This is a genomic window from Lysinibacillus sp. GJ-1 (genome assembly GCF_021166035.1).
Lineage (GTDB): Bacteria > Bacillota > Bacilli > Bacillales_A > Planococcaceae > Lysinibacillus > Lysinibacillus sphaericus.
On sequence record NZ_CP088912.1, the window covers coordinates 3,267,850 to 3,280,954 of the forward strand.

Annotated in this window: 14 protein-coding genes and 1 other annotated feature; all 14 genes read right to left on the bottom strand. The window is 35.3% G+C overall.

Translation table 11 applies throughout. The features are described from left to right. Positions 1 to 181: 181 nt before the first annotated feature. The gene (trpA, locus tag LO754_RS16225) at positions 182 to 976 is read right to left on the bottom strand and encodes a tryptophan synthase subunit alpha (protein ID WP_108029847.1); all 795 of its coding nucleotides are present in this window, start codon (positions 974 to 976) and stop codon (positions 182 to 184) included. Continuing rightward, entirely contained in the window at positions 973 to 2,181 is a 1,209-nt protein-coding gene (gene trpB / locus LO754_RS16230) for a tryptophan synthase subunit beta (protein ID WP_025220104.1), read from the bottom strand. The genes trpA and trpB overlap by 4 nt, the downstream gene beginning before the upstream one ends. Continuing rightward, entirely contained in the window at positions 2,181 to 2,795 is a 615-nt protein-coding gene (locus LO754_RS16235) for a phosphoribosylanthranilate isomerase (protein WP_025220105.1), read from the bottom strand. The genes trpB and LO754_RS16235 overlap by 1 nt, the downstream gene beginning before the upstream one ends. After that, positions 2,792 to 3,583 carry an indole-3-glycerol phosphate synthase TrpC gene (trpC, locus tag LO754_RS16240; protein ID WP_231784798.1) on the bottom strand — a complete coding sequence of 264 codons (792 nt, stop codon included), beginning with the start codon at positions 3,581 to 3,583 and terminating at the stop codon, positions 2,792 to 2,794. The genes LO754_RS16235 and trpC overlap by 4 nt, the downstream gene beginning before the upstream one ends. Beyond that, positions 3,580 to 4,611 carry an anthranilate phosphoribosyltransferase gene (trpD, locus tag LO754_RS16245; protein WP_231786344.1) on the bottom strand — a complete coding sequence of 344 codons (1,032 nt, stop codon included), beginning with the start codon at positions 4,609 to 4,611 and terminating at the stop codon, positions 3,580 to 3,582. The genes trpC and trpD overlap by 4 nt, the downstream gene beginning before the upstream one ends. Continuing rightward, the gene (locus LO754_RS16250) at positions 4,611 to 5,975 is read right to left on the bottom strand and encodes a chorismate-binding protein (protein ID WP_231784799.1); all 1,365 of its coding nucleotides are present in this window, start codon (positions 5,973 to 5,975) and stop codon (positions 4,611 to 4,613) included. Before LO754_RS16250 ends, trpD begins: the two co-directional genes overlap by 1 nt. Positions 5,976 to 6,076: 101 nt before the next feature. Further along, positions 6,077 to 6,392: a binding site (T-box leader), on the bottom strand. A 480-nt stretch (positions 6,393 to 6,872) separates the two neighbouring features. Next, complete coding sequence (locus LO754_RS16255) at positions 6,873 to 8,657, bottom strand: ABC transporter ATP-binding protein (RefSeq protein ID WP_231784800.1); 1,785 nt, start codon at positions 8,655 to 8,657, stop codon at positions 6,873 to 6,875. Further along, a complete protein-coding gene (locus LO754_RS16260) occupies positions 8,654 to 9,082 on the bottom strand; it encodes a hypothetical protein (protein ID WP_231784801.1) in 429 nt (142 codons plus the stop codon). The genes LO754_RS16255 and LO754_RS16260 overlap by 4 nt, the downstream gene beginning before the upstream one ends. A gap of 13 nt (positions 9,083 to 9,095) precedes the next feature. After that, positions 9,096 to 9,593, bottom strand: coding sequence for a MauE/DoxX family redox-associated membrane protein (locus LO754_RS16265; RefSeq protein ID WP_435892039.1), 498 nt, complete (start codon positions 9,591 to 9,593; stop codon positions 9,096 to 9,098). Positions 9,594 to 9,613: 20 nt separating this feature from the next. Beyond that, positions 9,614 to 9,985, bottom strand: coding sequence for a hypothetical protein (locus LO754_RS16270; protein WP_231784802.1), 372 nt, complete (start codon positions 9,983 to 9,985; stop codon positions 9,614 to 9,616). A gap of 32 nt (positions 9,986 to 10,017) precedes the next feature. Beyond that, the gene (locus LO754_RS16275) at positions 10,018 to 10,440 is read right to left on the bottom strand and encodes a redoxin domain-containing protein (RefSeq protein ID WP_231784803.1); all 423 of its coding nucleotides are present in this window, start codon (positions 10,438 to 10,440) and stop codon (positions 10,018 to 10,020) included. A gap of 17 nt (positions 10,441 to 10,457) precedes the next feature. Continuing rightward, positions 10,458 to 10,910 carry a hypothetical protein gene (locus LO754_RS16280; RefSeq protein ID WP_231784804.1) on the bottom strand — a complete coding sequence of 151 codons (453 nt, stop codon included), beginning with the start codon at positions 10,908 to 10,910 and terminating at the stop codon, positions 10,458 to 10,460. Between the two features lie 110 nt (positions 10,911 to 11,020). Beyond that, positions 11,021 to 11,218 (bottom strand): hypothetical protein, encoded by a 198-nt coding sequence (locus tag LO754_RS16285; protein ID WP_231784805.1) that lies wholly within the window; start codon positions 11,216 to 11,218, stop codon positions 11,021 to 11,023. A gap of 252 nt (positions 11,219 to 11,470) precedes the next feature. After that, a protein-coding gene (locus LO754_RS16290; RefSeq protein ID WP_231784806.1) for an IS3 family transposase occupies positions 11,471 to 12,618 on the bottom strand; the annotation gives its coding sequence in 2 pieces (ribosomal slippage) (positions 11,471 to 12,345 and positions 12,345 to 12,618; 1,149 coding nt in all). Between the last annotated feature and the right edge of the window lie 487 nt (positions 12,619 to 13,105).

Genomic DNA, 13,105 nt, shown 5'->3' on the forward strand with positions numbered 1-13,105 from the left:
TCACTTCCTCACGAAGGCTATTATACCGAAAATCGCGCCAATACGCACTATTCACTAGCTTACTAGTTTATCCAAATTGCATCAATGTTCTAAGATAACGTTTTTTGCATCCATAATAAAAAGCCTACTCTAAAAAGAGTAGACTCGGTGCCAGGCACGCAAACAATTCTCGCACAATTTGCTATAAAGGCGTTGACGTCTCAATCGTTCCTTTTGAGGCAGCGACTAATGCTTCGACCTTCGCAACGTTGCCTTTATGCAAGGCCTCTACTATTGTACTACCTACAATGACACCGTCCCCAAGTGCCCCCATGCTCACAACTTGTTGTGGTGTTGAAATACCAAAGCCAGCTAATACCGGTATGTGACACATCTCTCGCAGACGTTGAAAATGACCTTCTAAATCATCCGCAAAACTTGCACGTGCTCCCGTAATGCCGTTCACCGTTACAGCATAGACAAAGCCTTGACTAGCCGCTGCAATACGAGCAATTCGCTCTGGTGGACTTGTTAATGATACAAGCTGCACAATATCCACACCATGAGGATTTAACGTTTGACGCAGTATGGCACTTTCTTCAAGTGGTACGTCAGGGACGATTAATCCTTTGACACCCCCTGCCACACAAGCACTAGCAAATTGCTCTAAGCCATAAGCTAAAACAGGGTTAAAATAGGTCATCACGACTAATGGCACAGTAATTTCTTGACGGAATGATGCAAGTGTCTCTAAAACATTACGCAATGTTACACCTTCTGCTAATGCGCGCTCACCAGCCTGCTCAATAGTAGGACCGTCTGCAACAGGATCGGTAAAAGGAATTCCGATCTCAATAGCTGTTACCCCCATTTTTTGTAGCGACAAGATTGTGGGCTTTACTGTACTAAGTCCTCCATCCCCCGCCATAATATAGGGCACAAAAGCTTTATTCCCTGCATTTTTTACTTGTTCAATTGCCTGTTGTAAATTGGTCATGATTGCTCACCTCCAAGTACTGCACGTACCGTATGGACATCCTTATCCCCGCGACCCGATAAACAAACAACAATAATATCATCTGCATCCATTTCTTGTGCAATCTTCGCAGTATAGGCAATGGCGTGAGCACTTTCTAATGCAGGTAATATTCCTTCCGTCCGACTTAGTAATTGTAAACCTTCAAGCGCCTCAGTATCTGTGATCGAATCAAACTTTGCTCGACCAATATCATGCAAATAACAATGTTCAGGCCCCTTACCAGGATAATCAAGACCAGCCGAAATGGAATGAGCCTCCTGCACAAAACCATTGTCATCTTGCAGTAAATACATATACGCTCCGTGTAGAACGCCTAACTGCCCACCAGCAATAGCTGCTGCATGCTTTCCAGTGTCAATACCACTGCCAGCTGCTTCTACACCATATAATGCGACCGCTTCATCATCTACAAATGGATGGAACATGCCTATTGCATTGCTACCACCGCCTATACATGCGACTACTGCATCGGGTAAACGCCCTTCTTTTTCCAATATTTGCGTTCTTGTCTCCACACCAATGATCCGTTGGAAATCACGTACAATTTTTGGGAATGGATGTGGACCTAGAGCTGAACCTAAAATATAATGTGTATCTTCAACATTCGTCACCCAGTAACGTAGTGCAGCATTGACAGCATCTTTTAATGTTTTTGATCCTGTCTCTACAGACTCTACCTTTGTGCCCAGTAACTCCATACGGAAAACATTTAATTGCTGTCGTTTAATATCTTCTGCACCCATAAATACGACACATTCCAAATTCAATAAAGCACAAGCAGTCGCTGTCGCTACACCATGTTGCCCTGCACCTGTTTCCGCGACGATTTTCTTTTTTCCCATACGCTTAGCAAGAAGTGCTTGGCCAATCGCATTATTAATCTTATGTGCGCCTGTATGGTTTAAATCTTCACGTTTTAAATAAATTTTGGCACCACCAAGCTCATTCGTTAAATTTTCAGCAAAGTACAGTGGTGTCTCACGTCCTACATATTCCTTTAAGTAATATGCTAACTCGTTTGTAAATGCCTGATCTGCCATCGCTTCATCAAATGCTGCTTCTAATTCAATTAATGCTGTCATTAAAGTTTCCGGGACATACTGCCCACCAAATTTTCCGTAGCGACCTTCCTTTGTTGGTACGCTATTTGCCAATGAATGCATTATACTCTCCCCCTCTTTACTGCTTGTAGAAATGCTGTTATTTTTGCTGTATCCTTACTACCCTCTGTTTCCACACCACTTGAAACATCTACCATAAAAGGTGATACGAGTGACAGTGCCTCTTGAATATTGTCTAATTTTAAACCACCAGCTAAAATTAGTTTATGTTGTGGAATACCAGCAGCTTCAAGTAATGTCCAATCAAATGTATGTCCACTACCACCTTTATAATCTGTGCCAGGTGCATCAAATAAGTAATAATCCACATCGTAGTTAGTAGCTGCCTGCACATCTTCAGCGCAATGCACAGACAAAGCCTTAATGGATGGATAGCCTTGTTGGATAATAAACGCTGGAGATTCCTCCCCATGATACTGGACATAATCCAATGGCACAGTTAATACTGCCGAACGTAATTCTTCAGGCGTTGGATTGACAAAGACACCAATTTTCTTTATTCCATCGGGTACATGTTTGGCCAATTGTTGCGCTTGTTCAATGGTTACTTGACGTTTGCTTGGCGCAAAGACAAAACCGATGGCATCTGCACCTGCCTGCACTGCGGCTTGCACATGCTGGACTTCTTTCAAACCACAAATTTTCACTTTCGTCATAGTGATGCACCTGCTTTATTTACTTGTAATTGTTGAAGTGCTACACCTGCATCGCCACTGCGCATTAATGACTCTCCTACAAGAACAGCACTTGCTCCCATCGCTGCAACCTTTTTGGCATCATCACTATGCCAAATTCCGCTCTCGCTAATAAGCATACGTTGCTCCCCAAATGGAAAGACTTTTGCAATTTCTCTTGTTCGCTCTAAATCCACTTCAAATGTACGCAAATCTCGGTTATTGACCCCAATTAGCTTTGCCCCAACAGCGAGTGCTCGTTCAAGCTCTTCAATATCGTGCACTTCGACTAATACTTCAAGACCTAAACTTGTGGCGAAGTGATATAAATCTTGTAACATTACATCGTCAAGTGCTGCAACGATAAGTAAAATGATTGATGCTCCAGCAGCCTTCGCAAAGCGAATTTGCACACGGTCAATCATAAAGTCTTTACACAGAAGTGGCGTTTGAACCGCCTTCGCAACGGCTGCTAAATCTTCAAACGAGCCTTGAAAAAACATTTTATCTGTTAAAACCGAAATGGCGGCTGCACCAGCTTGTGCATAAATTTTTGCCTGTTTTACTGGATTAGCGCCCTCTGCAATAAGACCTTTGGATGGAGATGCGCGTTTCATTTCGGCGATAACTTGTAACGTATCAGCAGACTTTAACGTTGCAAAAAGAGCGTTACGTTTTATCTCGTTGCAATTGGCTAATGGATCTGGCTGTGTAAGCAATGCGTCTACTTCTATTTTCTTCTGTTCAATTATTTTTGTTAATATATTCATAGCCCAATCTCCACTTCTTTTATTTTTTCACTAAAGGCAACAACTGCCTCTAATTTCTGCAATGCACTACTGCTGAAAATGCTATCTTTTGCCATTTCAACACCTTCTTGAACGGTTTGTGCTGTTCCTTGGCTGAACAGACCTATTGCGGCATTTAACAATACCGTATCGAAATAGGCACTTTGTTCACCAGCGAGTAATTTACGCATAATAGTTGCATTTTCATCAGCATTGCCACCGCGTATCGCTTCTAGGGGTGCATAGTGTAGCCCGACATCTTCTGCTGTTAAGGCAAATGGAATTAAGTCACCTTTATCTACTAAGATGGCTGTATTTTGACCGGCAAGTGATGCTTCATCTAACCCTTTCGGACCAGAAACGACAATCGCCCGCTCCCGTCCAAGCATTTGTAAAACAGAGGCATATTCCATTACAAAGTTGGGACGATTAATGCCCGTAAATTGTGTGGCTAAAGGGACGGGATTTGTCAGTGTACTGACAAGATTAAAAATAGTAGGCTTTCCTAAGGCACGTCGTACTTCCCCAATACGTTTTAATTTCGGATGGACATTTGGAGCATATAAAAAGGCAATTCCTTCTGTTTCTAAAAGTGTCAGTGTTTGTTCAATCGATATATTCGTATGAATACCTAAAGCCTCTAACACATCTGCACTACCTGATGCAGAAGAAATTTTGCGATTCCCGTGCTTCGCCATTTTAACGCCTGCTCCTGCCAAGACAAAGGCTGATGCAGTACTAATATTAAATGTATTTAAGCCGTCTCCGCCTGTACCACAGTTATCCATATAAACCCCAGCTTCTGCTGGCACTTGGAGCGCAAACGAACGCATTACTGTTGCTAATGCTGCAACTTCATGTGCCGTTTCACCCTTTGCAGATAAGGCTATTAAAAATTGGGCGATAGCATCTTTTGGCGTCTCCTGTTGGAACATCCATTGAGCTGCTTCAATCATTTCTTCATACATTAAATGCTGTCGTTGCTGTACCTTTTGTTGTATACTGTCCATCATTTAGCCCCACCTTCATATTCTAAATGTTGTAAAAACAACTGTTGTTCTGCTGTTACATGTGTCAATACACTGCCGACATTTGAATATTTAGTTACCATAACAGTGGATTGTGTATGCATCTTTTCGTTTTCCACTACAATGGATTTGCCTGTTAATGAAAAATCTAAATGCCCATTAAACCCTATAAATCCAATAGCTCCACCAAAAACACCTGCTGTTTGAGCTGTTTTTTCTACTGTTTGCTCGTTTGCGATATTAATAGATGCGAATGTTGGCATCATAGCAGCCAATACATCTACTGCATGAAGCATCGGTAAGCGCTGCCCCTCCAGACGTGATGTCATATGCATGGCTTGCTTTGACCGCTCAATTTTCATCGTTTCAACTAGCTTGATAGAATCAGGGAAACAAACAGTGGCTAGTTTTTGTTGTACTACTGAAACAAGACTTGCATGTGATTTCCTTACCTCAGCATTTTCATATAGCTGACGTTCATTATCTAAATCTTCTACGTTTGTTGCACCTCGTGCGCAAGAGCCTTCCGTTGGCGTCGCAATGACGTGTTCATCTTGTACTCGAACTAAACTTTCAGGTGATGTTCCCAGCACAATATGATCATCGAAAGTGACAAAATACATGTACGGCGCAGGCGTTTTTTTACGTAATTGGCGATAGAGCGCCAATGCATCTCCTTGTATATTGGCAATAAAGCGTTTGGACAGGACAACACGTGTATGCTCTTCGCTTAACGTCTTAGTTAACGATGTCACAGTGGATTCAAGTTCTTGATTTGATAGCGTTGTTAGTCCATCATAACTCCATGTAGTATCCTCCCCTTCATTGCCCGTTAACAACTGGTGAGCTAGCTCCTCTAAATTTGGCTCTTTTTTTTCTGCATCGATGTTCGTATGAATGCAAGTCACCTCATCCGTTAAATGGTCAAACACAATAATGGTTTCATAGACATGGAAATGAACATCTGGTAGTTCTAACATTCCTTGATGATTTAAAACGATGTTCGTTGCATTACTACCAATATAACCAATGGCACCACCTGAAAAGGGAAATTCGGTTGTATTAGAAATACGTGGCATCAAGCGCTTCAACAGTACAAAAAGATCACCTTTATGTGTATACGTTTTTCCTGTTTTATAGGAATATTCCTCTATCTCATCGCCCACACCTTTATAGGTTTTTCGTGGATTAGCGCCGATAAAAGAATAACGTCCTGCGCCTTCATGCTGTGCTGAACTCTCCAGTAAAAATTTATGGGTGCCTTGCAAGCGTCTAAAAATTAAGATTGGTGTTAATGAATCCCCATTGATTGTTTTCATCTTTGTTCTTGAACTGGTTGTTTGCATATCGACAAAACCCCTTTATTAAAATAAATTTGCATATACGAGTTGGGAAAAGCATCAAAACAAAACAAAAAAGCCCTCTGCAAAAAGGAAAATTCCTAATTACAGAGGACGATCATGACCGCGTTGCCACCTCATATTAGAGCTAAAAAGCTCTCACTTATGTGCTTCAACCATTTTATCGTAAATTAAATCAATCGCTGTGGTTGCAGGCGAAGGATTTTCAGGCATGCGCCCTAATCAACAGCTGTGTAAGACACAACCGTCATGATGGAAGCACCCCCGATAACGTGGGGAATCCGTTTGCTATTATATAGCAACTCTCATAAGTCCATTCACATAAGCTACAAATCAGTTTACACCGACCACTGACTCTCTACATTGCACACTTATGCTACTACTCTTATTCAACAATTTCTCAGCTATTCTCATCTATGCTCTGCTCATCTGTTCTAAGGTCGATCTCGCTCCCGAGACCTTCTACCATATACCGAACGAAAAGTTAGCCTTATTCTATGCTAAAAAGAAAAAAATGTCAATCGATTTTGAAAAGTCAAGTAATTTACATGAATATTAGAAGCTATATAGGTAGGCTTTGCTGTAGTAGCTACCGTCGCATCACAACAGCAGTGACAGCATTTACTAAGCAAATTGAAGAAATCTCAGCCACACCTAAGGAAAACACATCTAGATCGTAACAGAGTTGCTGCCTCTATCCCGGCATTTCACGAATAGTTGTAGAGTACGTTGATGAACAAGTCGGAACAATCCAACATGTGAACGCTGTTGCAGAAGAATCAAATGAAAAGTACAACAGCTACAAAGCATAATTGAGCAATTTAAATTAGGCATGAGTAGCTGAAAATGTAGTACTCATGCCTTTATTATTATTATTCAATTTTAGTGATACCAATCACTCTGTGATTTAAACATATTAGCGTATTCACCTTTTAGCGTCATTAACTCATTATGATTACCTTGTTCTATAAGTCTCCCATTATCTAAAACTATAATCCGATCTACCTCTTTACAAATTCCTAATCTATGAGTAATGAATATCGAAGTTTTATCTTTTGTAGATTTAATAAATTTACTCAAAATGTCTGATTCTGCAATTGGATCTAAGGCAGCGGTTGGTTCATCTAAGATGATAATTTCAGAATCTTTAAATAACGCTCTTGTTAAACCAATCTTTTGCCATTGCCCCCCAGATAACTCTTGACCACCTGAGAAGGCAGTTCCAAGTTCAGTTTCATACCCGTGTATTAATTTTTCTATTAATGAATCAATATCCGTTTCCTTAACTACTCTATTGATTTTCTCATCATTATCAATATTTTCAATATCACTGATACAAATATTTTTTCTAATAGATAATTGATATCGGACAAAATCTTGAAAAATAGCACTTATTTTCTTCCTTAAATTTAAAGGGTTAATTTGATTAATATGTACACCATCATAAAAAATTTTACCTTCTGTAGTTTTATAAAGACCTATGATACAATTTATCAAAGTACTTTTTCCTGCCCCATTCTTACCTACAATTGCAATTTTTTCCCCACATTTTATTTCAAATGAAATATTATCTAAAGTTTTTCTATTACTATGTGGATATTGGAATGACAAATTTTCCACTTTTATCTCTTTCTTGAATATTAAGGGGTTTATTAAATAAGCATTTAATTTTTCTTCCTCTTGATTAATAAAATAATAATAATCATTAATATAAATAGCCCCTTCAAAAATACTAGAAATACCTTGAGCAATTTCATTAATCATTGATAATGAAAATGTAATACCCTGTGAAAATATAAAATAATCCCCCATAGTTAATCGACCTTTACTAGAAATATATAATATACTACTTATAAAAATCAGATTAGAAATGTCCTTAACACTAAATACCCATAAATTAGATTTAACCGCTCTTTTTTCTAAATTAAATTGCTCTGTATTATTTTTCCATATTAATTTCTCCCACAAAGAACTCAAATAATTATCATGTTTCGATAATCTCAATTCTTTTGCAGCATGTTTACCAATAAGGAGATTGTATAAATAACTTATTCTTCTTTGTGTAGGTGTTTGTTCATAAGCCTGATTATATTTTTGTTGTCCAATTCTAATATTTACCCAGAGTGGTATAAAAATTAGTAATATTATACTTACCGGTAATATCCAATGTAAACTGTAAAGCATAACAAGATAACCTGTCAGAGTGATTAGATTTTTAAATATTTCTAAAATAGCATTTAGAATACTTGTAGCTCTGTCTCCTGCAGCTGAAGCACGTTCAACTTTATTATAGGATTCATGATCATCAAAAAAAACAAGCGGCAAACTATTTGCTTTTTGAATTATTATTTTTTGAAGAGAAAAATCAATTTTTTGTTTCATTTTAATTTCAATTAATTTATGAACTGATCCAGCAGACCAAGTTAATATAGATATTAGAGTCTGAACAAGTAACAACAAAATACCTTTGGATATAGATCCTTTATTTTGAATAATATCGACAACTAAATTTACTACCTCTTTCATAATAACTAAATTTAGTAGCGGAGTAAAAGCTAACAGAATATAAAAAATAATGTTAATTATAAATAAAATGGGAGTAGTTTTATAAATAAATTTAATTATTTTAATTAGATTTTTAAAAGTATTTAATTTTTCATTCTTCATATCAAATATTTGCCTTTTTGTTTTATTAATAGTGTTTCATCAACTATAATCCAACTTGGATATTCATTTATATTAAAGTATTTACCAATAAACCCCTCTTCATCCGAAAATATTTGAATATTTGAATTAATTTTTTTCGAAATACTATTTTTTTGCCATTCAGGTCCTTTATAAAACAGAAAAATTTCATATTTTTCATACTTTTCAGTTATATCATCTATAATTTTTAAATTATCTTTATTACTGAAAGAAAGAAATAAACAAATTTTTTGTTTATTTACTAGATTTTTTTCTTCAATTAGTTTTTGTAAATAAAAACTATCTATAAAATTCTTTAACCTTTTACTCAATATAGTAATGTAAACGAAAATTATCATTAAAAAGATATAAACAATTAATATAAAATATAAAATCAATTTTTTCACCTATTCCTTTAATTTAATTGAAATATATTAAATATTTTATAGATATTAAAGCTAAAGCAGATGTAATCAAAATACATGTTATTTCAACTAAACTAGAAGAAAAATTATCATAACTTGTAATAAAGTAACCAACAAAACTAATACTAATTAATGTTAAATTCCTTAATATCGCCATTTTTATATTTGTTAAACCTCTTTGAACACCAAAACAATTACATGCAATTTCTTGTTTCTTTATTATTGATTTAATGAATAATAATGTAAAAATAAGAAATAACAAAGAACTTAAGATAAAAGCTAAATCAGATAAAAAATTAAGTGAAATAGAAAATGCTAATATTAACTCCATGCTAACTACCACTATGGAAATTATTTTTACTGGTATATATTTAGGTGAATAGAACGTTTTAATAGCAATGATAAAATCATTGTATGAAAAAAATTTAGAAAAAGCCGACGAAAACAAAACAAAGGATATGATTATAGATGGAATAAACATAATAAAGTCCATTAGTTTCCTCCGAATATGTATTATACGATTCTTACTGTTAAAGGATATTTTGCCACTTTTTCTTGATTAAGATATAATTCAAATGTTATATTGCCAGATTTTAATAATACTAATTGGACTTTCATATCTAAATCCACACCTGGAATTTGGTCGCTATCACGATAATTCCTAACAGCAAAAGTTGGAGAATTATTAAGAATGTTTTTTTCATTATCTATTACTAATAATGACAAATCAGTGGTTTCTATTGAAGAAATTTCACTTAATCTTATAAACACTTCAATATTCACAATACACGGAAATACTGAAACATTAATATGATTTAACACGTCCTCTATACTATGAATTTTATTGAAATTTACTTTCTTACAAATGATTAATTGTGCTTCCAAATGTCACATCTCCCTAATTTATGTATTAATAGTTATGCTAAGTTAAACATAGCAACAAAGTCTTTTTGATTATAAATTACTCCTTTTTGCTTTACTTTATTTTTATTTGTTATTATACAAAATGGTTGTTTTACAACTTTAAAATATTTCTCCATCTCATCTTCGTTTAAATGTATTATAGGGAATGTCCAATTAAAATATTTTTTCATTTCAATATTATCTTCATTATCACCTGTAGAAAATATAATCAATTTATGTTTTGTACTTACATCCTTAATTTTTTCTACTTCGGGTAATAAATCAATACAATACAAACAGTAATTAGAGACAAAAACTAGTATGTAATTTTCATCTTTTATTAAATCAACTTTATTGCCATCTAAATTTAAAAAATATAAATCAGGTAATTCGTCACCTATATTTATACCAGTTTTATGAGAAAGTATGTTTTTCATAGTTTTTATCTCTCCTTCTATTTTTCTTTTTTATCATTATATACATATAGTAAAAGTAAAGCTATTGCCTCAAGAATATCGAGACTATTAAAAATTCCATTTGCAATAATTTGCCCCTTAGGATTAATTACTAGAACTGATGGAATATAACCATTATCGTTTAATTGATTACTTATTAGTTTCATTGAACAAGAATAAATATCCATATTTATACTTACTTTTTCTTTTGATCCCTGTAATAACATAAGATAATTGAATTTTTTATATTTATTAATAAACTCCTCTATTACAGAAAAGTTGCAAGCATCACAATTAGTCCCTGCTAAAAATACAAAATAACCACATGCACTATTTGAAATTTCAGAAGTGTCAATTGTATTCCCTTCTATATCAAGTATTAATTCACTTGGAAAAAACCCCCCTATATTATTTGCCGAGAAAGTTTTTAAAAATTTTCTATGATCGTTCATGTTTTTTTAGCTCCTTAAAAATGTAAATCTCCTTACATTATTAATTATTTGTCACTCTTAATTTTAAAAAAGTAAAGGTAAACAAAAAAGTTTACCTTTACTTTCTCTAATCAGCCGCAGCAACCAATTTTAGTTTCATTACACGTTATTAATTTCTTCACATCATTAAAACCCCACTCTTTACACCAAGTGTAATCTTTTTCTACTTTTTTCTGGCGATGAGAATCACCATTACATCCCCATGTAGTACAGGCCGTCTCTCTTGTGTTACTTACAAAACTAGTTAAAAAAGGACATGAACATGCCATAACAAAAACCTCCTATTTATTTATGTATTGTATTTATTATTTAAATACAATCTAATAATAACATATTCTTCTAAAATTTTACAAAGAATCACAAAAAACACTAATTAATTGTAATATTGTAGAATTTTTATGCTTTAAAGCATTTATTGGAAAAAATTCTAAAAATTTTTTTCTGGATATCACCTTTAAAGAAAAAACAGGTTATAGTAAGCGGTACTGACCCCGATATATAAGACACTAAACAAAAAAGCATTACCCAACCAGTTGTCGGTATTGAACCGGCGACTGGTTGTTTAGTTTCGTTTGAATTCGATTATTGTTATAATAGTTTATATAGTCTTTGACAGTTTGTTCTACGATGGCCGTCGTAGTACTGTTCAAATTGTCTAAGTAGAATGTTTCAGACTTTAACACAGAATGAAACGATTCGATTGGGGCATTATCAGCGGGCGTACCTTTACGGGACATGCTCATGGTAATGCCTTTTGCTTTTACGTGTTGATAATCATACGATGTGTATACCGCCCCTTGGTCACTGTGCAACGTACACCCTTCGGGCAAATGATGAAGTTGAGCTAATGTATCCAGCACAAAATCAGTATCTTGGCAGTCTCCAATCGAATAGGCAATAATTTCACCATTATATAAATCTTGAATACTTGAAAGATACAACTGTTTTTGACCAAATGGCAAGTAAGTAATATCAGTTACGAGCTTCTGTAACGGTGCGGTGGCTTCAAAATCGCGATTTAATAAATTTGCTGCGATTGCATAAGGTTGTCCTGTTCGTTTCCGTTTTTTCACTTTCACGCGACATTGCCAACCATATTTTTGCATGATACGTTGAACCACTTTATGATTGACGCACATTTCTTGACGTAAAAGTGCTGTAATTTTTCTGTAGCCATAGCGAAATTTATTTGCACGACAGAGTTCACCGATACGTCTCTCTATTGCTTGACGAGACCTTGCATCGGTAGATGCCTGTTTCCAACGATAGTAGGTAGATCGTGCAATCCCAAAGTGTTTACAAATGTCCTTTACAGACATCATGCTTCTTAGTGACGCAACTAGCTGTACAGCTACTTCTCCAACCACTTCCTCTCCAACTCTGCGTACTTTTTTTACACCTCAATTTGTTGCTTTAAATAACGGTTTTCCAATGCTAATTTCGTTTGTTCATTGTCCGGTTCAGGACCCTTATTAAAGATATATTGTTTGCCTACAGGTTGTTTCAAACGATTGACTTCACCATTTCTATACCAACGCACCCATGTTTCGACCTGTGTTTTATGGCGTATATTTAATTCCAATAGAATCTGTTTGACAGGTACACCCGCTAATCGCATCTTAATCGCTTTCATTTTTACTTCATAGGGATAACTCACTCTTGTTCCCATAGAAAAACACCTCCAAATTGAAATTTAAGTATCTATACCCGAATTTCAATCGAAGATGCTTTTTTTATTTGTCTATACCTATTGGGGTCAGTTCCAGCCGATGTGAATCAACTTTTTCGTTAAAGATATCGTAATTATTGATATAACGGACTTAATGAAGCACGTTTAGTCAATTAAATGGTAGGATACAATCTGGATAAATTGTTATTTTTCCTTATTTAGGTGGTCGTCGTGCACCTTTCCTATACTGTTACTAAAATTCATTTCATATGCCTATAGGAATATATATTCTAATAGAAGGATGAAAAGCGAAGCAAATGCGAATAAATATACAATTGTATGGAGCAGCAAAGCGATGATCGCCAATCACAACTCGCTAACATTTTCTACTCCCAAGCATAGTAGACTTTCACTAATAAGTTGTGCACATTCTTTGCACACAAAAAAAAAACAGGGAAAGTAACATCCTTTCCCTGCCTCACATCAA